Below are 22,979 nucleotides of genomic sequence, written 5' to 3'. Positions count from 1 at the left end.
GGGCGCTAACAAAACTGTTAGCGTCCTTTTTTAGTTCTTTCCATCTTCCTCTTTATCTTTTATACATAAGGCATAACATATTGTTTCAAAAACTATGTATAAAGCTCTACCCATTACTTCAATCATGGTAAAACACCACCTGTATATTAGAATAGATAATTATAAATAAATTATATATCCTTTCGTTTTTTTATAAAAATTACATTTTTGTAAGGTTTTACAAAAAACGAGCTTTATACTTCATTTCTGTCTCCTTACACATAGAAAAAGAGAATACACTAACATATTCTCTTTTCTCAAATATATTTCATTATCTCACAGCCCGTCCTTCTCACAAATAACCATTTTGTTCGCACCATGTATGAAATTGTCCTACGTCTACTCCCACTAACACGATATCCTTTAGCTCTACATCAATGATTTGTTCTCCAATCACAATGGCAAACTGCGATTCTAATTTTGTCTCGCATTTCTTTACAATTCCAATTCGGTTCCGATGCGGTCCATCTTTTATATATGCTTTTTGTCCTACAATATCAAAGTTCAAGACTCTCACCTCTTTTATTGCGCTTAAATTTGAAATACGAACTCAAATTCGGAAAATTTCCTTTCCTTGCACTATTTCTCTATATATATGACGAAACAATAAAAGAGTCCTCCCTTCTTTACAATTATTTTTTCTTTGTTTCATTTTTGTGATTGAAACGTAAAGTTTATAATAAAATACACTTGGAAGCGCTTTCTATGTAATTTTTTATGTTATACTATATAAGTAGAACTTCGTAAAGAGGGTTAAAAAATGAATACAAAAATGATTAAAAAAGTAATTGAAGCATTAAAAGTATATGGCTTTCAGGATGTATCATTCTGTGACAAAACGAAGCAATTTTTATTTCATAACGACATGGATATTATGAGCGGCTATGCAGAAATAACATATAGTAGTCAATTTGAGAAATTCAACGTACAAATTCATCCGATTGAAACACATCACCAAGCAGAGTTACAAGAGGTTGAAAGACATATACAGGCCTGTATAAGAAAAGTAGAATATTTAAACGCACTTCTTAGCGGACAAACAAAACTAGATGACAAAATTATTATAATGTAAAAAAAGAACGTGAGGATATCACGTTCTTTTTTTACATTATACGTTCATCTTTTCCTTCAGTTGTAATCCTGTAATGGATTGTAATACATCCATTGCTTCTCCAAATGTCATATCAAAAATTGTCTTATCCTCTATGTGTGGAAACTGTCTAAAACGCTTTTCTAACGTTTTCACTGCGTCCGACGTAAAGTTTGCACTATCAATGCCAAATTCTGTTTCAAGAAGAACGATCCAATCTAACACATGAAAACCTAATCCATTTACGAATGAAATAAGTTTTTTTTCTGGCTGTGAAGATAAGAATACGTTTCGTTCCATCTCATCGAAAAGTTCTTCACCTAAAACTTCTGCTAATTCATCATCATGTTCGCGTTCAATAATCTCTTCATATCCGTAATCATCAACAAGCTCTTCTACCTCTTCACTATCCTCACAAAGCAATTGACTAAGAAGTGCATCTTTCTTAAATTCACTATTTTGTACGACTTCTAAAAAGCTCGTTTCCCATCCATTTTCTAATTTCATATTATATAACTCCTTTATACACTTTTCTTATCATCACTGTACCCAAAAGATCACTTTTATAACCTTTTAAGCAGTTACTATTATTTCACATGATTCATCACATGAGATGCAAACTCAGCTACATCTCCTTCAAAAATATTTATTTCTGGCAAATGATAGAACGTTGTTTGAAGCGGGTTTCCTTCATGATATACATATATCTTTTTCTCTAGCGCAATCGCCATTCCAAACTCTGTATGGCTCCCGTTTCCGCCATCTAATATAAGTAAAAATACGTCCGCTTCTTTAATCGCATTCTTTTCTGCCTGACCAATTTCTCTTAATTGATCTTTATTCACTGCTCTTTCGTTTCTTGTCCAATCATATGTATGGTGCCATCCTGCATGTTTCAGTTCATTTGCTATAGAACGTACAAGATGTTTATTTTGGAATCCTGAGGCGACATAAAAATTCATTTATATACACTCCTTCATTATGTACGGGAAACTCCTTTTAGCGTTACTTGCTATACACATAATAAAGAATGACTTCAAAAAAAATCCCCATCTTTAAAACTTATTTGCGTTTAAATGATGGGATTCTTCATGCTCTTCTTTTATTTTCTTCTTTTTATAACTTTCATCAGCTAACATTTCTAGTTCAGCTGTTATTTCTGATTTTTCAAGCTCTCTTTCTTGCGAAAATTTCCTTGAAATATAAACAATAACACTACCAACGTACAACACAAAGCATATAATAAGTGCAGTATTTTCATAGAGACTTAGCTCCAACACAGTCACTCCTAATCCATTCGTATTTTCACGCTTCATTAATTGGAATTTCCCTACTAATCCATTTGTTACCCCGCATTAACGGGCAGTACCCCCCCCTACCTCAAAATCTAGCGAAAATAAAGAAGTTAGGTGGGGGATTAACTGCCCGTAAAAGCCCGATTGGTGAAGGCTAATAATCAGTGGGGGATGAACACCCCCCACTGATTAAAGTTTCACTTTATTGTAACATAAAAATATCAATCCTTGGAATCTTTCAACCTATAAAAAAAGACATGATTGTTTCATCATGCCTCTGAAATATGTTGAATGATTGTTTGAATTGCTTCTTTTCCATTATATTTTTTTAGAGCTGTTTTATACATCTCATTATTTTGATTTAATTCTTCGACATGCTTTATAAGAGATTTCACAGTCACATCTTCTTCATACAATACGGAAGCATATCCTTGTCTTTCAAAAGACTCTGCATTTAGTATTTGATCTCCACGACTTGCAAATTTCGATAGTGGAATTAAAACCATCGGCTTTTGCAATGTTAAAAACTCAAAAATAGCATTAGAGCCCGCACGTGAAATAACAAAATCTGTTATCGCTAATATGTCTGGCAGCTCTCCATGTATATATTCAAATTGTCTATATCCTTCTTGATTTTGTAAGCTTTCATCAAGATTACCTTTTCCGCAAAGATGAACAATTTGATACTTTTTCAGAAGTTCTGGTAACGCTTCTCGAACAGTTTCATTAATTTTCTTTGCGCCCAAACTTCCTCCCATAATTGTAATAACTGGCTTTTTACGTGAAAAACCTAAAAACGCTAAACCTTTTTCACGATTTCCCTTTAGCACGTCTTCACGTACAGGAGATCCTGTATAGATTACTTTTTCTTTCGGTAAATGTTTCGCAGCTTCTTCAAATGTAACAAATATTTTCGAAGCAAAACGGAGCGCAATTTTGTTTGCTAGTCCTGGCGTCATATCAGATTCATGTAATAAAACAGGGACTCTATTTAGCCATCCTCCAATTACGACTGGTACAGATACGAAACCACCTTTTGAAAAAATCACATCCGGTTTTAGTTTTCGAATCCTTACATACGCATCCATAACACCCTTCATTACAAGAAAAGGATCTTTTATATTTTTTAAATCAAAATAACGACGTAGCTTTCCGCTTGCAATACTATAGTACGGAATGCCTTCCTTTTCTATAATCGTTTTCTCAATTCCTTGATGAGAACCAATATAAGAAATATCCCAATTTTGTTCTTGTAAATGTGGAATGATGGCTAAATTAGGTGTTACATGCCCTGCCGAACCGCCACCTGTAAAGACTATTTTTTTCATACGTCTCCCCCTTCTACACTATAATACACTAAAATATCTTGCCTCAGGGTGAGAAAATACCATAGCCGTTACAGATGCTTCTGGCTCCATCATAAATCCTTCCGTTAATGAAATACCTATTTCTTCTGGATGAATAAGGCGAAATAACTTTTCTTGATCCGCAAGTTCTGGACATGCTGGATAACCGAAGGACACGCGTATCCCTCTATATTTCGTACGGAAGCGTTCTTCCATCGTCAGTTCTGGTGAATCTGGAATGCCCCAGCGATCACGAATGAGCATATGTGTTTTTTCAGCAAGTCCTTCTGCTAGCTCAAGCGCTAACGATTGAATAGCATGACTGCGTAAATAATCACCCTTCGCTTTCCACTCTTCAGCAATATCCCGAACGCCTTCCCCAACCGTAACAGATAGGAAAGCAACATAGTCCATCTCATCTCCAACCGGCCGCAAATAATCACCTAAAGTACGATATGGCGCTTTTCCTTGTCTTGGGAATGTGAAACGCTCTATAACACGCGTATGATCTTCTGGATCATATATTACAATATTTTGTCCGTCGCTTTGTGCTGGGAAAAATTGATACACCGCTTTCGGTTTTAACCAAGTTTGTCCTTCCTGCAATAACTCGTCTATTAAGTCGTTTAATTCATGCGCTCTTTTATCTCCCTCTCGCAGAAGCTTCTTCACATTTCCTTTTAATCCAAGGTGATGCCCAAGTAGCATTTGTCTATTTAAAAATGGAGCGAGATGAAGGGCTGGAATATCACGTAATACAATTCGTTTTGTTGAATCAGGTATCATAACCTCTGCCTTCGCTAATGGCTCAATTACTTCTGGAATTTCTACTTTTTTCTCCTCTTTTTTTACGATATGAAGATGACGTTCTTTTTTATCTTGTTTCATCTTCTCACGCTCTTCTTCTTTTTGAAGCTTATTAATAATATCAAGACCAGTCATCGCATCACTCGCATAACATACGAGTCCTTTATATGATGGTGAAATACGATTATCTGTAAATTTTCTCGTTAACGCTGCCCCGCCTACAACAATTGGAATATCAATATTTGCCGCTTTTAAATCTTCAGCAGTCGTTACCATTTGTTGCGCTGATTTTACTAATAAACCAGAAAGACCAATAATGTCAGGATTCTTTTCTTGTACTTCTTGCACAATTCGATCTGAGCGAACATTGATTCCTAAATTAATAATCTCATATCCGTTATTCGATAAAATAATTTCAACGAGGTTTTTCCCAATATCATGGACGTCACCTTTAACAGTCGCTAATAATACTTTCCCTTTTTTCGCACTATCGCTAGATTCCATATGTGGCTCTAAATAGCTTACGGCAGCTTTCATACTTTCAGCACTTTGCAATACTTCAGCAACGATAAGCTCATTATTATTAAATAATCGTCCCACCTCATCCATTCCTGTCATAAGTGGGCCATTAATAATATCCAAAGGTTTTCTTCCTTCTGTAAGTGCGAGACTCAAATCTTCTTGTAAGCCTTGTTTCGTACCTTCTACAATGTAATTTGCTAGTCGCTCATCAAGAGTCAATGTTTCTTGGATAACAATATCTTTCTTTTTTGCCACGCGATAGAAGTTTGTGAATTCTTCCAACGTCCCTTGCGTCGTTTCAAAAAGCAATGCATCTGCAAGACGTTTTTCTTCCTCTGGAATTGACGCATACCGTTCTAATTTTTCCGTATTCACAATCGCGTAATCTAATCCTGCTTTCGTTGCATGATATAAAAAGACGGAATTTAATACTTCGCGTCCAGCTGGTGGTAAACCAAATGATATGTTACTTACACCTAAAATCGTTAAACACTCTGGTAATGCTTCTTTAATAAGGCGAATTCCTTCTATCGTCGCTGCCGCAGAGCCAATATATTCTTCATCGCCTGTACCTACTGGAAATACAAGTGCATCAAAAATAATATCTGACGGGCGTATACCATATTTCGTCGTTAATAACTCATAACTTCTTTTCGCAATTTCGAGTTTTCTTTCCGCACTTACTGCCATACCGTCTTCATCGATTGTTCCAACTACAATTGCAGCACCATATTTACGAAGAAGCGGTGTCACTTTTTTAAACCGTTCTTCTCCATCTTCTAAATTAATTGAATTAATAACAGCTTTTCCTTGAATATAAGTAAGAGCTCGCTCCATCACCTTTTCATCTGTTGAATCAATCATAATCGGTACTTTTAATACTTTCGTAACTTCTGCCAAGAAGTTTTCCATATCTTCTATTTCATCGCGATCAGGATCTGCCATACAAATATCGATAATATGAGCATTTTTCTTCACTTGCGCTCTTGCGACTTCAGCAGCCTCTTCAAATTTCCCTTCTGCTACTAATCGTTTAAATTTACGTGATCCAATAACGTTTGTTCTTTCACCAACAAATAACGGTCTCATAGAGTCATCATATTGAAGTGCCTCTAATCCACTAACCCCGTGTCCAGCTCTTTCATGGTGTTCACGCGGCTTAAGAGAAGCTAACGCGGATTTCATTGCTTTTATATGTTCTGGTGTTGTACCACAACAACCACCGATAATATTAACCCATCCTTCTTCAGCAAATCGCTTCACTTTTTCAGCGAGAGAAGATGGCGATTCATGATAATGTCCATCTTCATCAGGAAGACCTGCATTTGGATAACAAGAAATGTAACACTCCGACAAATCAGATAGTGAACGAATATGGTCTCTCATAAACTCCGGACCAGTCGCACAGTTTAACCCAACAGATAATGGCTTCATATGTTCTATTGATAAGTAAAAAGCCTCAATTGTTTGCCCAGCCAGAGTCGTTCCCATCGGTTCAATTGTTCCTGAAATCATGATAGGTACAATTTTATTTAGTTCGTCAAAAGCTGCTTGAATTCCAATATAAGCAGCCTTCACGTTACGCATATCTTGACTCGTCTCAACTAGTAATACATCAACTTCTCCCTTCAATAATCCTCTTGCCTGCCGTGTATAGGCTTCAATTAATTCTTCAAACGTCACACCACCAGTAACACTAATCGCTTTCGTTGTCGGCCCCATTGCTCCCGCAACATATACTTCCTTCCCACTTTCGTTGACCGCTTGCTTCGCTAAACGTGCTGCCTTCTCATTTAGTTTCTCGTCTAAATGAGACAACTCATAATCACTTAATACAATATTTGTCGCCCCAAATGTATTTGTTTCAATAATATCCGCTCCAGCTTCAATATAAGCTTTATGAATCTTTAAAATAACATCAGGCCTTGTTTCTACTAAATATTCATTACAACCTTCGTACTCTTCTCCTCCGAAATCTTCCGCAGTTAAGTCCTCTTGCTGGATCATTGTTCCCATTGCACCATCTAATATTAAGATGTTATTTTGTAATTTTTCTTCTATACATTTCATCAGTTAATACCTTCTTTCACTTCTTGCTTTTCTCTCACATATTTAACAAGGTGTTCTGTAATTTCATATTTTAGAAATGGTGTAATAAGATAAATGCCGTTAAAATATTTCATCGCCGCATCGATCAATTCTTGTGAAATGCGAATCCCTTCCTCAATTGCTGCCTCTTTCGTTTCATGTCCATCCATTCTTTCCCTTATTTCTTCAGGTAGAGTAATACCCGGCACCTCAAAATGAAGGAAATCTGCATTCCTTTTACTTATTAATGGCATAATCCCAATAAAAATAGGTTGTTCCAAATGCTTTGTCGCTTCATACACTTCTTCAATTAACGCGATATCGTAAATTGGCTGAGTTAAAAAATATTCCGCTCCCGCTTCTATTTTCCGTTCCATTCGCTTAACCGCTGCTTTTAAATGTCTTACATGTGGATTAAACGCCCCTCCCACTGAAAACCGTGTTGCAGGACCTATTGATTTCCCTAAAATCGAGCGCCCATCATTCATTTCTTTAATCATTTTAATGAGCTCAATAGAGGACAAATCATATACAGAAGTGGCACCTGGAAAATCACCGACGCGTGCTGGATCACCAGTTAAAGCTAACACTTCTTCCATACCTAACGCTGATAAGCCTAGTAAATGAGATTGTAGTCCGATGACGTTATGGTCTCTACACGTTAAATGAGTCAATACCGGAATATCGTGCTTCGTTAATAGTGCCCCCATTGCCATATTCGAAATGCGAGGAGATGCTAATGAATTATCTGCTAGAGTAATAGCATCTGCCCCAGATCTTTTCAATGCCCTTGCTCCTTCAAAAAAACGCTGCGTATCTAACGTTTTCGGTGGATCTAATTCCACTACTACTGTCGTTTGTTTCTTAGCTTTCTCTGCTAAAGTGACATGAGCTTTCGAACGTTTCTCGTGTGTATGAACTACTTTCGGTCTTTGAATCGTATCCTTTTCTATTACAGGCGTAACATTTGCAATTGCACGTTTCATACTTTCAATATGTTCTGGAGTCGTGCCACAACAACCACCCAATAACCGAATACCTTGCTCAATAAACTTCGGCGTCATCGCTTCGAAATAAGCTGGACTTCCCTCATATACGTAACGTCCCTCCACATAATTGGGAAGGCCTGCATTTGGATATGCTGACAAGTAGCCATTTTGCGGAATCGATATCATTTTAAAAGCTTCCGTCATATGAAGTGGCCCTAGTTGGCAGTTCAATCCAACAACATTTGCACCGTAATCTAAAAGCTGTTTTAAAATTTCATTTACATCATTTCCATTTTGAGTCGTACCTGCCTCATGTAACGCTAATTGAGCTACAATTGGAATATTCGTTTGTTTTCGTAGCACCTGAACAGCATGAAGTAATTCAAACTCATCATAGAAAGTCTCTAATAGCAGTCCATCAACCTGTTCTTCTAGTAATGCACTTGCCTGTTCCAGTAACATAAATTCTCGCTCCATATCAGTCGTTGTAACAGCTCCGATATGTTTCATACCGCCAATTGTTCCTAAAATTGCATTTCTATCTGTCACAGATGCTTTCGCCAATTTTACTGCCGCTCTATTAATTTCAGTAACTTGATTTTCTAAACCATACATACGTAATTTTGCTTCATTTGCTCCGTACGTATTTGTTTGAATTACATCTGCCCCAGCAGCTACATATTGCTTATGAATCGATATAATTAAATCTGGATCAGATATGTTCAATTCTTCAAAACTACTTTGCAAACCATGTGAATGTAATAACGTCCCAACCGCACCATCACCTATTACAATTCCTTTTGATAATAAATCTAGTAATTTCACAAATCTCCCTCATTTCTATCAATATAAAAACCCCCTCTTCACTTTGAAGAGGGGGACATAATCGTTCCTCCTCTTATTATGCAAAACAATCGTTTTGCAGGTATTAGCACCGTTTCAAACATTTCGTTTGAAGGTTGCCGGGTTTCACAGGGCCTTTCCCTCCACCGCTCTCAATAAGAGTTTGTCTTTATTATTTTATTTATGTAGCTAAAAGGAAATGCGTTCCCCTTTTAACAATGTTTGTTAATTTTTTAATAAATTTAGCACGCACAAATACAAAAGTCAATGACACTTGCGGAAAAATAAAAATTATTTAAAATAAAGTTGCAATTCAATTATCTTTTGTTGTAAAGTTAAAAACATAATAAAATTTCATACGAACATTCTTATCTAGAGAGGTAGAGGGACTGGCCCTATGACGCCTCAGCAACCATTAACATTTGTTAATAAGGTGCTAATTCCAGCAAATTGTGAAAGATTTGACAGATGAGAAGAAGACTCTATTCAAACCGAAAGCCTTCTTCTTAGAAGGCTTTTTTTATTTTACATTCACTTAATTGTTAATTTAAAAAGGAGGAGTTTTTACATGTCAACTATTGAAACAAGACTAGCACAAATCGGAAACCGGAGCGAAACTACAACAGGAACTGTTAACCCACCTGTTTATTTCTCAACTGCTTATCGTCACGAAGGAATTGGTAAATCTACTGGCTTTGATTATTCGCGAACTGGAAATCCAACTCGTGGTCTTTTAGAGCAGGCAATTGCAGACTTAGAATACGGTGAACAAGGTTATGCCTGTAGTTCAGGGATGGCAGCTGTTCTCCTCGTCCTTTCGCTATTCCGTTCTGGAGACGAACTTATTGTATCTGAAGATTTATACGGCGGGACTTATCGATTATTTTCTGAGCATGAAAAAAAGTGGGACGTTCGATGTAGATACGTAAATACACAATCTATTAAACAAATTGAGCAAGCTATCACAACTGAAACGAAAGCTATTTTCATAGAAACTCCAACTAATCCATTAATGCAAGTTACTGATATTGCCGCTGTCGCAACTGTAGCGAAAAGACACGGACTACTTCTTATTGTAGACAACACATTCTACACGCCTTATATACAGCAACCATTAACAGAAGGTGCTGACATTGTACTTCACAGCGCAACGAAATATTTAGGAGGACATAACGATGTCCTAAGCGGACTTGTTGTTGCAAAAGGAAAGGAACTTTGTGAGGAAATCGCTCATTACCATAATGCCTCTGGTGCGGTCTTAAGCCCATTTGACTCATGGCTATTAATTCGTGGTATGAAAACGTTAGCGCTTCGTATGAGACAACATGAAGAAAATGCAAAAGCTGTTGTCGCTTATTTAAATGATGAAGACGGGGTCACAGATGTATTTTATCCTGGAAGAGGCGGCATGATCTCATTTCGTCTGAAAGATGAAACATGGATCAATCCATTCTTACAATCTTTATCCTTAATTACATTCGCCGAGAGTCTTGGTGGTGTTGAAAGTTTAATGACATATCCAGCAACGCAAACACACGCTGATATTCCTGAAGAAATCAGAACAGCAAACGGTGTATGCAATCGTCTTCTTCGATTTTCCGTTGGCATTGAAAATAGTAACGATTTAATTCAAGACTTAAAGCAAGCCATTACACTTGTAAAAGAAGGTGTAAGAATATGAGTTATTCTATAGACACACTCTTATTGCACAACCAATATAAACATGACTCACAAACAGGAGCTGTTAACGTTCCCATTTATAACACATCAACATTCCACCAGTTTGATGTAGATACGTTCGGGAAATATGATTATAGCCGATCTGGTAATCCAACTCGTGAGGCTCTTGAAGATATCATTACTTTATTAGAAGGCGGAACAAAAGGATTTGCCTTCGCATCAGGAATTGCAGCGATTTCTACTGCATTCCTCCTCCTTTCACAAGGCGATCACGTACTCATTTCAGAAGACGTATACGGAGGCACTTATCGAATTATAACTGAAGTTCTCTCCCGTTACGGTGTTTCACATACATTTGTTGATATGACCAATTTAGAAGAAATAAAGCAAAACATTAAGTCAAATACAAAACTCTTTTATGTGGAAACACCCTCTAATCCACTTTTAAAAGTGACAGATATTCGTGCTGTTTCTACACTTGCAAAATCTATTGACGCCCTTACTTTTGTTGATAATACATTTTTGACACCACTATTCCAGAAGCCACTTGATCTTGGCGCCGATGTCGTTCTTCATAGTGCCACAAAATTCATTGCTGGTCATAGTGATGTTACTGCCGGATTAGCGGTTGTAAAAGATGCCGAACTCGCTCAAAAACTTGGATTTTTACAAAATGCATTCGGCGCTATTTTAGGTCCTCAAGATTGTTCTCTCGTACTTCGCGGTCTAAAAACATTGCATGTACGTCTTGAGCATTCAGCTACTAACGCCAATAAAATTGCACACTATTTACAAGAGCACGCTAAAGTTCAAAATGTCTATTATCCTGGCTTACAAACACACCTTGGATTTGATATTCAACAATCTCAAGCTACATCAGCCGGAGCTGTCCTATCTTTCACTTTACAATCAGAAGACGCACTCCGCCAATTTTTATCAAAAGTAAAATTACCTGTCTTTGCGGTTAGTTTAGGAGCCGTCGAATCAATTCTCTCCTATCCGGCTAAAATGTCACATGCAGCACTGTCGCAAGAAGCTCGTGATGAAAGAGGGATTTCTAATTCCTTACTTCGGTTATCCGTCGGCCTTGAAAATGTTGACGATTTAATATCCGATTTTGAAAACGCCCTTTCTTATGTAGAAGAACCTGTAAATGCATAGAGCGAAAAGAAGATATGAAATTAAGTTTTCATATCTTCTTTTTTATGCTGTTTAGTATATTTTTTACTTTTCGTATAGTTCATAAAAAACGAGAGAGCACCATCTATTTCCAAGTAATGAATTAATTGATATATTAAAAAGTAAATAAAGGGGCAAAAATAATGGATACTTGTGCAGATGTTTTAATCGTTATCGACTTACAAAATCTACTTACAAAAGTAAATAAAAGAATTTCTCCATACAGAAAATCAAATAAACCGATTCTTTTCGTTCAACATTGTGATGATGATTTAGTACCTGAAAAAGATCTTTGGGCTATTCATACTGATCTAGATGTTCAGGAACAAGATTTTTTTGTAAGAAAAACACATGCCAATTCATTTTATAAAACAAACTTAAAAAAGATTTTAGAACAATTATCTGTACATCGTATTGAATTTTGTGGTGCCCACACAGAGTACTGTATGGATGCTACGATTAAATTTTCACATGGACTAGGGTACGAAAACTTCATGGTACAGAAAGCGACCTCTACGTTACATAATCCCTTTATGTCCGCAAAAGAGACAATTGATTTTTATGAGAATATATGGAACCACAGATTTTTAAAGTTGATAAACGATGAACTCTAGAATAAATAACCAACAGCTTAATCATTCTAAAATTTATCAGCTAAACTCAAACATTTTCTTTTCTTTTAACCTGTTTTATATTCTATATATATCATTATAATTCCTTTGTCATATTATTTTAAAAATTTTGTATATTCATTTGAAAGAATAAGAAAATCATGGTAAGATTGTGTTACAAATATATCTATATCTTTCAATTTTTAAAATGCATCTAAATTTTCACCCAAAATTGTCATTTTACAAAACCGTGCTAAATTATCTACTTTATTTACATCAGGGTCTCTTTTCTTACAATTTCTTTACTTTAGGACTTTTTTTCTGCAACAACTGTTTTCTTTTCTTTAATTTTTTGGTATGTATAGTATGGTATAACAGCTCACACGGAGGTGGAAAAGAACATGTTAGAAACCTTTCAAAAAGAAATTGAACTATATGAAAGCAATGCAGAATTATTGAAAGTACTTGCTCATCCTGTTCGCTTATGTATTGTAAAAGGATTAATTGAACGTGGTCCAAGCAACGTTTCTACAATGTACACTGGCTTAAACATGCCACAATCTACAATTTCACAGCATTTAGCAAAGTTAAAAAGTGCTAAAATCGTTTCAAGTGAAAGAAAAGGATTAGAAATTTATTACAAAGTAGAAAACGAGACAATTATTCAACTCGTTCGCGTACTATTGGGTTAGGGACTCATAAACAGAGAAAAAGGACGTATTCTATATTTTTCATCTCATATCTTTAATATAAATATATATCATGAGAGGAAATATATAATGCTACATAAGTCGTATTAAAAAACAAGACACAGAAATATGCTGTGTCTTGTTTTTTTATATTTTCAAATACCGATTCAATTGTAACTGTTGCATATGTTTCGTATGTATAACAACATCAAATGCACTCCCTAATCCTCCGCTCAAAATCATAGAACGAACTGCACGATTTTGTTTTTGAGTTTCAGAAAAAGGATTTCTATCTTGGTGACCCGTAAGCTGATCTAATATTCCTGCTGCTAACAAAAATTCAGATTGTTTCTTATGCCATACTGTATGCATACCTTGCAGGCTAAACATCTCTTTCAGTTCGTCCCAATGAATATGAGTAGTAAGATCCATTTCACCTGGATGCACTAAAGGATTGCGGATTAACTTATGCTCGTAGTACCCTCGTAAACTTCCTTCTTGATGTGCAGGGTGCATCCATTCTTCTTTTGTATATCCATAATCAACTGTAATACATACACCTCGTTGAAACCATTTCGCAATTTCTTTTATATATTCTTCCATCGCAATTGGCACTTCAAAACGCTGACCTTCAGCAAGATGAATATTATATTTCAATAAGTATCGACCAATGCTTTTCTGTAACGGTCTACATACTTCTGTAAGGTTGCCTTCCTCTGTGTACGTAACACGTACTTCATACAATATTCCATTTCTCTTCTCAATTACTTCAACAGGAAACGCATCAAATAACTCATTCGAAAAAAGAATCCCTTCGAACGATTCTCCCATTTCACTATGCGACGTATAATACGACACATTAGAAAACGAACAAAGATTTTTCTGCTGTAAGTTCCTATGAAAAGGGCTCATTTCAATCATTGAATAGTTTAAATCCATAAAGGTTTCTGGAGATAATTGCTTCCACTCTTGTAAAACATCATAGGCAAACCTTCCTGTTCCCCCACCAATCTCACAAATATTCGGAGCGACTTCACCATTTTCAACAAGACGAATAAAAAACTTAGCAAAAGTTTTTGCAAAAACAGAGGATACGTTGCTACTTGTAAAAAAATCCCCTTGCCTTCCGATTTTTTCACGTTCTTTCATATAATATCCATGTTCCTCTGCGTATAATGCGAGGTTCATATATGTGCTGTATGAAATTGAATAATCCTTCTCTTTCCCCATCCATTCTTTTAAAATGAGCTCCATCTCCATACTAGCTCCTTACTGTAAAAATGGATTATTTTCTTTTTCAAAACCAATGCTTGTTTCTGGGCCATGTCCACATAGCACCGCTGTTTCATCTGGTAATACAAATAATTTTTCTTCAATACTTCCAATCAATTCAGCAAAACTCCCACCAGGTAAATCTGTTCTTCCGATACTCATCTGGAACAATACATCTCCAGAAAATACAGCATTCGCCTCTTTACAATAATAAGAAATACTACCTGGAGAATGTCCTGGCGTCTCAAAAATCTCAAAATTAAATGCACCGATTACTAATGCACCTTCTGCATCAATAATATGATCTGCTGGTTTTGCTGTAATGCTGCGATTCATCATAAAAATTTGAGAGCCATTTACAGTTGCATCACCTAACCAATCAGCTTCTTCTTTATGTACATACACAGGAATATGGAAAGCATCTCTTACCGCATCAACAGCACCAATATGATCAAAGTGAGCATGTGTTAATAAAACAGCCAGTGGCTTTAATTGTTCTTCTTGTAAATATGTAACGAGCTTCTCTCCTTCGTGACCAGGATCAAAGATAATACACTCTTTTTGATCATTCGTTAAAATATAAGCATTCGTTTGTAATGGGCCTAACGGCATTTGTATCCATTTCATATGAAAATCTCCTCCAATTATTAAACTTACTTTCAATGATACAACATTTTTTTCTCTTAGGAAAAGAAAGGATGCTATCTCGACAATCATTTTTAAAACATGTACAATATAAAAGAGTAAATATTCCAAAAACTCATATTAAGGAATGGGTAGACAGAGGAGGATATTGTATGGGCCTTGTTATTATTTTTGCGCTAGTCACTCTGTTAGCTGTATTTGCTACGCTTAGAACACTTCGTGAAAAAAACTTTTTCGCAGGCGGCTTTGCAATTGCAACTGTACTCGTTTTCGGATGGTTTACGATCATGACTGTTCTATATAACGGGTACCCACCAGCAGCTTAATTCATTTACATGTTATTCTTCATCAAGATTTCACACAAAAAGAGGAAGGGTTTCCCCTTCCTCTTTTCATAGTTCACAACTTATATCATCTTCGCTTCGTATTTGTGCTTTTTTACAAGCCAAGCTCCTCCGATAACACCTGCATCATTACCAAGTGTTGCGATAGCTAACTTCGTGCTTTTTACAGCACGTGAGAAAGCATATTGCTCGAAATAACGTTGAATTGGCTCTAATAGTGCATCCCCAGCTTTAGAAACGCCTCCGCCAATAACGATTTTCTCTGGGTTCAACGTGCTAGAAAGGTTCGCTACAGCTAATCCTAAATAAGAAGCTACTTTTTCTACTACTTCGCCTGCTAGTTCATCACCTTGTCCATGTGCTTCAAATACGTCTTTTGATGTAATACGTCCTTCTTCTGCTAACATAGAACGTAGCATACTTTCTTTATCAGTCTCTTGTATTTTTTGCATTGCAACACGCACAATACCCGTTGCAGATGCTACAGTTTCTAAGCAACCTGACTTCCCGCAATTACATGGAAAAGCATTCTCTGTAACAACTGTAATATGTCCAATCTCACCAGCAGCTCCGCTTACGCCGTGCACAATCTCACCATTGGCGATTACACCACCACCAACACCAGTGCCAAGTGTCATACAAATTAAATCTTTTGCTCCTTCACCAGCACCTTTCCACATTTCACCAAGCGCTGCTAAGTTTGCATCATTATCAATAACAACAGGTAATCCTGTTTCTACTTCTAATAAATCTTTTAACGGATAGTTTTTCCATCCTAAATTAACCGCTTCATAGATCATTCCAGACGCCACGTGTACGGGACCAGGAGCTCCCATACCAATACCGATCAACTTACTTTTTAATTCACCTAACTCTTCTAACTTTTTATCAATAGCTTTTGCTACATCAAGCGTAATATGTTTTCCTTGCTCATTTGTATTCGTAGGGATTTCCCACTTATGTAAAATTTCACCGTACACATTAATAAATGCTAATTTAATCGTTGTACCACCAAGGTCAACACCAACTAACCATTTCTCTTCCATGTTGCTTACCTACCTTTATCTAATTCTTATTTAGCTCTTTTTGAATTTCTTGCTTCAATAAAAATAAAGCTGTTTGATAGTCTTGTGGATCGATTAGCTGTGATTGATTTAATTCACGCAATTCATCTTGCATTAATTGTAAATCTGCAATTCGATCACCGGTATAAATAATCGTACCAAATTTCTTTAGCAATTGCTGAATATCATAAATAGATACCATTTCATCACCCTCTATGCTCACTTACTATAAAAAATTATAATAAGAAAACGTTCACATATTTTATTATAATCAAGAAGAAAAAGTCTCGTCAATTTTTATTTGTCTATACAAGCCCATTTTTAACCATTGTTCCTTTTTCTGTAATAATTCTTTCTACATTTTTATCAAACGGCTCTACTGGAATATGTTCTACCATTTGAAAACTATAAGCTAATGATAGCGTTTTCCCTTTATAATGCACGAGATAACGGTCATAATAGCCACCGCCATATCCAATCCGTTCTCCTCGCTCTGTATAAGCTACGCCGGGCACGATTTGAAGATCGATTTCATCTGCATTTACTTCTTCCGTAAGCGCTGGAATTGGTTCACGTAAATTCATATACACTGTTTCTAGTTGATCAAAATTACTAATTTGTCGGAAAGACATTGTTCGTGTTCCTTTATTACATTTCGGAACAACAACTTTCTTTCCCTCTTCCCAAGCTTTTTCGATAATAGGATATGTATTCACTTCATTTTCCATTGAGAGAGTGATTCCGATTATTTTAGCTTCAGCCCACTCTTTTTGCGCATACAACGAAAATGCAATTTGTTCTGATAAAGTTGTATACCGTTCTTCTGATAAAGAATTCATGTGCTCTATTATTTGTTTACGCAAACGTAGTTTCTCTTCTCTCACACATTTTCCCCCTCACAGTGATACTTTTCTCTACGATGATAGTGTATCATTTTTAACAGAGGAATCGAATAAAAAAAGAAACAGTAGGAAAATATTCCTACTGCTTACTTTGTTTCACGGTGTAACGTAGACTTCTTGTCACGCTTGCAATACTTTTTAAGCTCGATACGCTCAGCGTTGTTACGTTTGTTTTTCTTTGAGATATAGTTACGATCTCCGCATTCTGTACATGCTAGAGTAATATTCACACGCATTCTTATTTCCCTCCAGTACTAATAACTTAAATCAGACTATACTATAATACCACTTTTAAAATAAAAATTCTACACCTTTTGATATTGTCTAATTTTTTCTATAAGATTTTTCATGTTTTCCCTTGCTATCACTGGGTTTCTAGCATGCGAATACACTAAAAATTTCGGTTGTTTTGTGTCAGAAACGATATAAGACCACTCTTTTTCGGTATATTTGAACTGTACTCCTTCAAATATACCTTCTTCCTTTCTTTCCATATCAGCCAATAATTTCCTCATCACTTTCCCTTTTTCATTCCATGAACATACAACTTCATCGCAAAGTAAATAAAGCGGAGGCGATTGCTCTACTATGCTGAGAAATGTTTTTCCTTGCATTGCTATGAGCTCAAATAATTTTCCTATTCGATATAAAATATCTCTCTTCCACCTCGCTTGAAACGACTTCTTTTCATCCTGCGTATAAAATAGAAGGTAACATTCTCCTAATTTCAAAGACATTGGATAAATATTTCCTGTCGATTCAAGTAATAAATCTGGAATATCTACCTCTTCAAAATCTGTCCCCTGGTAAATATTACTATGATTATCATATAACTCGAAATAATTTCCTTGCTCCGAAAACATAAGTGCCATATTTGCTTTACTTGATTTCATCAAGGCTTTCACATGATCCTTTTGTTCACCCGCATAAATCCACGTAACTGTGCATCCAAGCCTTTGCAAAAAGAGCATAAGTAAATGTTGTAACATATCATTTCTTTTATTAATAAGAAGGTGAAATTTCTGTTTTTGTATTTTCTCAATATCAATGCGTTCTAGTACAGCATCTATATAATCATGTAAAGAAACGTGGACTAGCTTATTCCGTCCCATTTCCTTCTCACATACATAATAAAACGACTCAGACATATATACTTGTTCTATCGCTTTTTGCTGCTTATACGTTAATTGTACCCCATCCTTACCATACAACTTTATAACAACCTCTTTTTCATTTTCCACTTGAATGAAAACCCCACCTGCACATTGCAAATCCTGAATACTATACTGAAAAAGCGACTCATTCATCTCTTTGCATTCCATCGTATGAACCCCGATACCATGAATCGCATGCAGAAAGAGATTTTTATAAGAAGTCGTTTCTATATGTTCTTGACTCCCGATTAATATACTTTCTCCTTTGGCAAAAAGAGATCCATACGCCATCGCAACCTTTACAATAAATTGAGGAGTGATCTCAACATTACCTCTTCCTACAATGCGGCTTTTTTGCAACCACCCTGCGCTCTTTTCACTTTCTTGAACACCAGCCGATCCTACTACCGAATAGCTGTCAATCGCCTTATATGGCCATAGTTTTCCCTTTTGCTTAATTACAGTACTTTTCCCTATATGACAATGATCCGCTACAATGCTTTTTTGAAACAGTGTAACGTCATCTTCCACCATTGTATGCTCTCCTATTGTCGTTTCTAATAGCTCGCAATACTGCCCAATGTGCGCATTTGCAAAAACAATACTTTTTTGAAGATGAGAATAACTTGAAACAATACTATTTTTCCCGATAATAGAGTACGGCTCAATTACAGCTCCAGCACCAATCTTTGCTCCTTCTCCAATAAAAGAAGGGCCGTGAATTTTCGTTCCTTTTCCAATCGTCACACCTTCTCCCATCCATACCATCGGCAATACTTCCGTATAAGGAATAGGTACTTGCAATTTTTTCGTTAACAAATCAAATTGTGCTTGTCGATATTGATCAAATGTACCGATATCTAACCAATAACCTTCTGATAAATATGCAAATAACGCGTTCTTATTTGCCAATAATGGAAACACATCTTGACTGAAATCAAAAAATTCTCGGGGCGGTATGTAAGAAAAAATTTCTGGCTCCATAATATATATACCTGTATTCACAATATTAGAGACTACTTCATTCCAGCTCGGTTTTTCTATATATCGTGTAACCTCTTGTTCTTTGTTCATTACAACTAAACCGAATGAGAGTGGGTTTTCTACTTCCTTTGCAAACATAGTTACCATTCTTTTCTTTTGTTCATGAAACATAATTCCTTCTGATAATTGAAAATCAGTTAACGCATCCCCGCTTATGACAACAAACGTTTCATCTAAAAATTTTTCCGCTTGTTTAATACTCCCTGCGGTTCCAAGCGGTGGAGAGTCTTCAAAGTAGTACAAGTTAACGCCCCATTTGCTACCGTCACCAAAATATTGCTTAATGGCTGTACTCATATACTGAACAGTAATTGCAATCTCACGAATACCATGCTGACGTAATAATTCAATATTGTATTCCAAAACTGGCTTTTCTAATAATGGCAACATCGGCTTTGGAGTATTACATGTTAATGGTCTAAGGCGTCGTCCTTTTCCTCCAGCTAAAATAACCCCCTTCATATACTTCAGCCTCCACTTATATAATGTTCAGTAACTTCATATACGATATGTATATTATCTACCCCGCATTAACTAGCAGTATAAAATGAAACTTTAATTAGTAGGAATTTTGCTTCATCTCCCACTGATTATTACCCCTGACCAATCGGGCTTTGACAGGAGGTAAAACTCCCTATATACATGTACCTTTAAACCCCCATAAAAGAAAGCGCTTACGATTAACTCGATAAAGTATTACTTATTAAATGAATAATATATATGTCCTATTTTTTCCATTACATTATGATACATCTTATCATCATAAACTAAAGGAAACAACGAGCTTTTTTTGTCATGTTTTGACTAAAAAAAGCAGGTGATGTTTCACCTGCTTTTTTTCTTTATTCATTTAATAAGTAATGCTTTCCTTTTACTAAATAAAAAACATTTTCTGCAATATTTGTAATATGGTCTGCTACACGCTCAATATATCTCGCTACAAACGATAATTGTGTAATTTGTGTGATTGCTTCTGGTTGCTCTGGAACTGAAGATATAAATTCACGAATCGCTTTCCCATATATTTCATCAACTGAATCATCCATTTCAGCAATTTGTTTTGCAAAAGTTAAATTTTCTTGCTCATACGCTTCTAACGCTAACTGTAACATCTTATTTGCAATTGCAAACATTTCATCAAGATTGTGCAAACTAATAGCCACTTCTTTTTCCCCAAGACGAATTGTTGATTTCGCAATATTAACTGCATGATCTGCAATACGCTCTAAATCTGTCGCTGTTTTAATTGAAATGAAAATCCTTCTTAAATCACTCGCTACAGGTTGCTGCTTCGTAATAAGCATAAGCGCAAGATCATTTATTTCCTCTTCTAAATTATCCATACGATAATCACCATCTATTACCTCTAACGCTTTCTCTACATCCCTTTTATGAAGACCTTCCATAGCAAGCAATAAAGCTTCCCTCGCAAGCTCTCCAAGCTCAATCACCTTTTGCTGTAACATTTTTAAATCACATTGGAATTGTTCTCTTACCATTGTTTCTTCCCCCTCAATATTATGTGCCATTATATATAGATCTCCTACCTATCCTACTTGTAATAAGTGTTAAGATAGGAGAAGTATTACTTCTCTAATTAAATGAGGTAAAAATAAGAAATACCCTCTGTTAAGAGGGTATTTACTCTTATCCTTGCAAAGATATCAACCGAATCGGCCTGTAATATAATCTTCTGTACGCTTATCTGAAGGTGTTGTAAATAATTTATTTGTATCTGTATATTCCACAACTTCTCCACTTAAGAAGAAAGCAGTTTTGTCTGAAATACGTGCTGCTTGTTGCATGTTATGCGTTACGATAACAATACTAAAGTCTTTCTTTAACTCTTGAATTAATTCTTCTACTTTTAATGTTGAAATTGGATCTAGTGCTGATGTTGGCTCATCCATTAAAATAACGTCTGGTTCAATTGCTAAACAACGTGCGATACATAAACGCTGTTGCTGCCCACCAGATAAACCGTATGCATTATCATGCAAACGATCTTTTAACTCATCCCAAATCGCTGCTCCACGTAAACTTTTTTCAACAATTTCATCCAATGTTTTCTTATCACGAATACCATGAATTTTCGGGCCATATGCTACATTTTCATAAATAGATTTTGGAAATGGATTTGGCTTTTGGAACACCATTCCCACATGAGTTCTTAATTCTTCAACTGGGTATGATTTATCAAATATATTGCGCTCTCTATATTCAATTACACCTGTAGTTCGCACAATTGGCACTAACTCTACCATACGATTTAATGTTTTTAAGTACGTTGATTTACCACAACCACTTGGCCCGATAATTGCTGTAACTTCATTCTCATGAATGCTTAAGTTAATATCTTTTAAAGCATGGTCTTCTCCGTACCATAAATTTAAGTTTTTCGTATCAAATACTACTTTCTTTGGTGCAGTCTCGATTTTCTCCTCGTTTTTCACCTGTACATTTACTACTGTTGCTACCATTTGAATTCCCCTTTCATCCATTTCCAACTTATTTTCGATTTCGTAACCATAAGACAAATATATTGATTAAGAGCAATAAACCTAACAAAACAATCATCCCAGCAGCTGCTACATACTGAAATTCTTCTTGCGGCCTACTCATCCAATTAAAAATTTGAATTGGTAAAACTGTAAATCTATCAAACATACTAAATGGAACATAATTTGCAAATGCAAGTGCCCCGATAACTAATAACGGTGCCGCTTCTCCAATCGCCCTTGATATCGCTAACGTACAACCCGTTATAATCCCTGGGAAAGCATAGGGCAATACAATTTGATACATCGTTTGCCACTTCGTAGCACCTAATCCGTAAGAAGCTTCTAATACTGAACTTGGTACAGATCGTATCGCTTCTTGACTCGCTACAACAACTGTCGGTAAAACGAGTAAACTCATCGTCAGTGCCGCCGCAATAATACTCTCACCTAAATGAAGAGCGTATACAAAAATAGTTAAGCCGAGTAATCCAAATACAACGGAAGGTACTCCTGCTAACGTTTGATTATTAATTTCTATTACCTTTTTAAATATAGATTCCTTTGCATACTGCTCTAAATAAAGAGCAGTTCCGACTCCAAATATAAAGGAGACTGGTATAACAATACTCATAAATAATATTGTTCCTGACAAAGCTGCAGCAATCCCAGCCTCTTTCGGATTACGCGAAGCGAAGTTTGTAAAGAAATCTAACGAAAGATAACTTATGCCTTTTTCAAAAATTTGAAAAAGCAAAATAAGCAGTATTACTATTGAAAACAAAATAGCTATATAAAATAACACTTTGTAAACTCGATCTTTAAAAAAACGTGACGCCATATTTTCTTGTATCTTTTTATGATTCAACATTCGCATA

The 22,979-nt window shown here is 35.9% G+C and carries 23 protein-coding genes and 2 riboswitches; of the genes, 6 read left to right on the top strand and 17 right to left on the bottom strand.

Annotated features, from left to right (window positions below; genetic code table 11):
• Positions 1–331: 331 nt before the first annotated feature.
• Positions 332–547 (bottom strand): DUF3912 family protein, encoded by a 216-nt coding sequence (locus FS742_RS12345; protein WP_144612613.1) that lies wholly within the window; start codon positions 545–547, stop codon positions 332–334.
• A 252-nt stretch (positions 548–799) separates the two neighbouring features.
• Between FS742_RS12345 and FS742_RS12340 the strand changes: the two genes are divergently transcribed.
• Entirely contained in the window at positions 800–1,111 is a 312-nt protein-coding gene (locus FS742_RS12340) for a hypothetical protein (RefSeq protein WP_001093234.1), read from the top strand.
• Positions 1,112–1,147: 36 nt separating this feature from the next.
• On the opposite strand, the gene FS742_RS12335 is transcribed toward FS742_RS12340, so the two are convergent.
• From FS742_RS12335 to FS742_RS12305, 6 genes are all read right to left on the bottom strand, one after another.
• Positions 1,148–1,636 carry a hypothetical protein gene (locus tag FS742_RS12335; RefSeq protein WP_000764255.1) on the bottom strand — a complete coding sequence of 163 codons (489 nt, stop codon included), beginning with the start codon at positions 1,634–1,636 and terminating at the stop codon, positions 1,148–1,150.
• An 80-nt stretch (positions 1,637–1,716) separates the two neighbouring features.
• Positions 1,717–2,091 (bottom strand): nucleoside 2-deoxyribosyltransferase, encoded by a 375-nt coding sequence (locus tag FS742_RS12330; RefSeq protein WP_144612611.1) that lies wholly within the window; start codon positions 2,089–2,091, stop codon positions 1,717–1,719.
• Between the two features lie 93 nt (positions 2,092–2,184).
• Complete coding sequence (locus FS742_RS12325; RefSeq protein WP_000817963.1) at positions 2,185–2,445, bottom strand: DUF3966 domain-containing protein; 261 nt, start codon at positions 2,443–2,445, stop codon at positions 2,185–2,187.
• Between the two features lie 248 nt (positions 2,446–2,693).
• Positions 2,694–3,752 carry an undecaprenyldiphospho-muramoylpentapeptide beta-N-acetylglucosaminyltransferase gene (murG, locus tag FS742_RS12315; RefSeq protein WP_144612607.1) on the bottom strand — a complete coding sequence of 353 codons (1,059 nt, stop codon included), beginning with the start codon at positions 3,750–3,752 and terminating at the stop codon, positions 2,694–2,696.
• 18 nt (positions 3,753–3,770) lie between these two features.
• The gene (gene metH / locus FS742_RS12310; protein ID WP_144612605.1) at positions 3,771–7,169 is read right to left on the bottom strand and encodes a methionine synthase; all 3,399 of its coding nucleotides are present in this window, start codon (positions 7,167–7,169) and stop codon (positions 3,771–3,773) included.
• The gene (locus tag FS742_RS12305) at positions 7,169–9,001 is read right to left on the bottom strand and encodes a bifunctional homocysteine S-methyltransferase/methylenetetrahydrofolate reductase (protein WP_144612603.1); all 1,833 of its coding nucleotides are present in this window, start codon (positions 8,999–9,001) and stop codon (positions 7,169–7,171) included. Before FS742_RS12305 ends, metH begins: the two co-directional genes overlap by 1 nt.
• A 70-nt stretch (positions 9,002–9,071) precedes the next feature.
• Positions 9,072–9,181: riboswitch (SAM riboswitch) on the bottom strand.
• Positions 9,182–9,384: 203 nt separating this feature from the next.
• A riboswitch (SAM riboswitch) is annotated at positions 9,385–9,494 on the top strand.
• Between the two features lie 93 nt (positions 9,495–9,587).
• Between FS742_RS12305 and metI the strand changes: the two genes are divergently transcribed.
• The 4 genes from metI (at position 9,588) to FS742_RS12285 (ending at position 13,181) form a co-directional block, all read left to right on the top strand.
• Positions 9,588–10,700 (top strand): cystathionine gamma-synthase/O-acetylhomoserine thiolyase, encoded by a 1,113-nt coding sequence (metI, locus tag FS742_RS12300; RefSeq protein ID WP_144612602.1) that lies wholly within the window; start codon positions 9,588–9,590, stop codon positions 10,698–10,700.
• Positions 10,697–11,860 carry a cystathionine beta-lyase gene (gene metC / locus FS742_RS12295; protein WP_144612600.1) on the top strand — a complete coding sequence of 388 codons (1,164 nt, stop codon included), beginning with the start codon at positions 10,697–10,699 and terminating at the stop codon, positions 11,858–11,860. The genes metI and metC overlap by 4 nt, the downstream gene beginning before the upstream one ends.
• A gap of 161 nt (positions 11,861–12,021) precedes the next feature.
• Positions 12,022–12,492 carry a cysteine hydrolase family protein gene (locus FS742_RS12290; RefSeq protein WP_144612598.1) on the top strand — a complete coding sequence of 157 codons (471 nt, stop codon included), beginning with the start codon at positions 12,022–12,024 and terminating at the stop codon, positions 12,490–12,492.
• A 398-nt stretch (positions 12,493–12,890) separates the two neighbouring features.
• On the top strand, positions 12,891–13,181 hold the full coding sequence (locus FS742_RS12285; protein ID WP_000894375.1) for an ArsR/SmtB family transcription factor: 291 nt from the start codon (positions 12,891–12,893) through the stop codon (positions 13,179–13,181).
• Positions 13,182–13,325: 144 nt separating this feature from the next.
• Here FS742_RS12285 and FS742_RS12280 read toward each other — a convergent pair whose 3' ends face one another.
• On the bottom strand, positions 13,326–14,438 hold the full coding sequence (locus FS742_RS12280; RefSeq protein ID WP_144612596.1) for a class I SAM-dependent methyltransferase: 1,113 nt from the start codon (positions 14,436–14,438) through the stop codon (positions 13,326–13,328).
• A gap of 9 nt (positions 14,439–14,447) precedes the next feature.
• On the bottom strand, positions 14,448–15,077 hold the full coding sequence (locus tag FS742_RS12275) for an MBL fold metallo-hydrolase (RefSeq protein WP_144612595.1): 630 nt from the start codon (positions 15,075–15,077) through the stop codon (positions 14,448–14,450).
• 170 nt (positions 15,078–15,247) lie between these two features.
• On the opposite strand from FS742_RS12275, the gene FS742_RS12270 reads away from it, so the two are divergent.
• Positions 15,248–15,421, top strand: coding sequence for a DUF2759 domain-containing protein (locus tag FS742_RS12270; protein ID WP_000524846.1), 174 nt, complete (start codon positions 15,248–15,250; stop codon positions 15,419–15,421).
• An 80-nt stretch (positions 15,422–15,501) separates the two neighbouring features.
• Here the strand turns inward: FS742_RS12270 and glcK are convergent, their stop codons facing one another.
• From glcK to pstA, 8 genes are all read right to left on the bottom strand, one after another.
• A complete protein-coding gene (gene glcK / locus FS742_RS12265) occupies positions 15,502–16,485 on the bottom strand; it encodes a glucokinase (protein ID WP_002173469.1) in 984 nt (327 codons plus the stop codon).
• A gap of 19 nt (positions 16,486–16,504) precedes the next feature.
• The gene (locus FS742_RS12260) at positions 16,505–16,705 is read right to left on the bottom strand and encodes a YqgQ family protein (protein ID WP_000253699.1); all 201 of its coding nucleotides are present in this window, start codon (positions 16,703–16,705) and stop codon (positions 16,505–16,507) included.
• A 103-nt stretch (positions 16,706–16,808) separates the two neighbouring features.
• On the bottom strand, positions 16,809–17,387 hold the full coding sequence (locus tag FS742_RS12255) for a 5-formyltetrahydrofolate cyclo-ligase (RefSeq protein ID WP_144612593.1): 579 nt from the start codon (positions 17,385–17,387) through the stop codon (positions 16,809–16,811).
• Positions 17,388–17,491: 104 nt separating this feature from the next.
• Positions 17,492–17,641, bottom strand: coding sequence for a 50S ribosomal protein L33 (rpmG, locus tag FS742_RS12250; RefSeq protein ID WP_001265616.1), 150 nt, complete (start codon positions 17,639–17,641; stop codon positions 17,492–17,494).
• A gap of 69 nt (positions 17,642–17,710) precedes the next feature.
• On the bottom strand, positions 17,711–20,065 hold the full coding sequence (locus FS742_RS12245; protein ID WP_144612591.1) for a sugar phosphate nucleotidyltransferase: 2,355 nt from the start codon (positions 20,063–20,065) through the stop codon (positions 17,711–17,713).
• 380 nt (positions 20,066–20,445) lie between these two features.
• Positions 20,446–21,102 (bottom strand): phosphate signaling complex protein PhoU, encoded by a 657-nt coding sequence (phoU, locus tag FS742_RS12240; protein ID WP_144612922.1) that lies wholly within the window; start codon positions 21,100–21,102, stop codon positions 20,446–20,448.
• Positions 21,103–21,267: 165 nt separating this feature from the next.
• Positions 21,268–22,083 carry a phosphate ABC transporter ATP-binding protein gene (gene pstB, locus FS742_RS12235; RefSeq protein ID WP_000226681.1) on the bottom strand — a complete coding sequence of 272 codons (816 nt, stop codon included), beginning with the start codon at positions 22,081–22,083 and terminating at the stop codon, positions 21,268–21,270.
• 28 nt (positions 22,084–22,111) lie between these two features.
• Positions 22,112–22,978 carry a phosphate ABC transporter permease PstA gene (gene pstA / locus FS742_RS12230; RefSeq protein ID WP_144612589.1) on the bottom strand — a complete coding sequence of 289 codons (867 nt, stop codon included), beginning with the start codon at positions 22,976–22,978 and terminating at the stop codon, positions 22,112–22,114.
• Between the last annotated feature and the right edge of the window lies 1 nt (position 22,979).

This window comes from Bacillus cereus, assembly GCF_007678085.1.
In the GTDB taxonomy this organism is placed as follows: Bacteria; Bacillota; Bacilli; order Bacillales; family Bacillaceae_G; genus Bacillus_A; species Bacillus_A cereus_BE.
The sequence above is the reverse complement of the archived record's forward strand: the minus strand, read 5'-3'. Positions and strand labels throughout refer to the sequence as shown.

What these genes read in the sequence shown, in the direction of transcription:
- murG (WP_144612607.1), bottom strand. Translation starts at nt 3,752, where the DNA reads ATGAAAAAAATAGTCTTTACAGGTGGCGGTTCGGCAGGGCATGTAACA.
- FS742_RS12285 (WP_000894375.1), top strand. Translation starts at nt 12,891, where the DNA reads ATGTTAGAAACCTTTCAAAAAGAAATTGAACTATATGAAAGCAATGCA.
- FS742_RS12270 (WP_000524846.1), top strand. Translation starts at nt 15,248, where the DNA reads ATGGGCCTTGTTATTATTTTTGCGCTAGTCACTCTGTTAGCTGTATTT.
- pstA (WP_144612589.1), bottom strand. Translation starts at nt 22,978, where the DNA reads ATGCGAATGTTGAATCATAAAAAGATACAAGAAAATATGGCGTCACGT.
- FS742_RS12280 (WP_144612596.1), bottom strand. Translation starts at nt 14,438, where the DNA reads ATGGAGATGGAGCTCATTTTAAAAGAATGGATGGGGAAAGAGAAGGAT.
- metC (WP_144612600.1), top strand. Translation starts at nt 10,697, where the DNA reads ATGAGTTATTCTATAGACACACTCTTATTGCACAACCAATATAAACAT.
- glcK (WP_002173469.1), bottom strand. Translation starts at nt 16,485, where the DNA reads ATGGAAGAGAAATGGTTAGTTGGTGTTGACCTTGGTGGTACAACGATT.
- phoU (WP_144612922.1), bottom strand. Translation starts at nt 21,102, where the DNA reads ATGGTAAGAGAACAATTCCAATGTGATTTAAAAATGTTACAGCAAAAG.
- FS742_RS12290 (WP_144612598.1), top strand. Translation starts at nt 12,022, where the DNA reads ATGGATACTTGTGCAGATGTTTTAATCGTTATCGACTTACAAAATCTA.
- FS742_RS12245 (WP_144612591.1), bottom strand. Translation starts at nt 20,065, where the DNA reads ATGAAGGGGGTTATTTTAGCTGGAGGAAAAGGACGACGCCTTAGACCA.
- pstB (WP_000226681.1), bottom strand. Translation starts at nt 22,083, where the DNA reads ATGGTAGCAACAGTAGTAAATGTACAGGTGAAAAACGAGGAGAAAATC.
- metI (WP_144612602.1), top strand. Translation starts at nt 9,588, where the DNA reads ATGTCAACTATTGAAACAAGACTAGCACAAATCGGAAACCGGAGCGAA.
- metH (WP_144612605.1), bottom strand. Translation starts at nt 7,169, where the DNA reads ATGAAATGTATAGAAGAAAAATTACAAAATAACATCTTAATATTAGAT.
- rpmG (WP_001265616.1), bottom strand. Translation starts at nt 17,641, where the DNA reads ATGCGTGTGAATATTACTCTAGCATGTACAGAATGCGGAGATCGTAAC.
- FS742_RS12275 (WP_144612595.1), bottom strand. Translation starts at nt 15,077, where the DNA reads ATGAAATGGATACAAATGCCGTTAGGCCCATTACAAACGAATGCTTAT.
- FS742_RS12330 (WP_144612611.1), bottom strand. Translation starts at nt 2,091, where the DNA reads ATGAATTTTTATGTCGCCTCAGGATTCCAAAATAAACATCTTGTACGT.
- FS742_RS12325 (WP_000817963.1), bottom strand. Translation starts at nt 2,445, where the DNA reads ATGAAGCGTGAAAATACGAATGGATTAGGAGTGACTGTGTTGGAGCTA.
- FS742_RS12260 (WP_000253699.1), bottom strand. Translation starts at nt 16,705, where the DNA reads ATGGTATCTATTTATGATATTCAGCAATTGCTAAAGAAATTTGGTACG.
- FS742_RS12335 (WP_000764255.1), bottom strand. Translation starts at nt 1,636, where the DNA reads ATGAAATTAGAAAATGGATGGGAAACGAGCTTTTTAGAAGTCGTACAA.
- FS742_RS12340 (WP_001093234.1), top strand. Translation starts at nt 800, where the DNA reads ATGAATACAAAAATGATTAAAAAAGTAATTGAAGCATTAAAAGTATAT.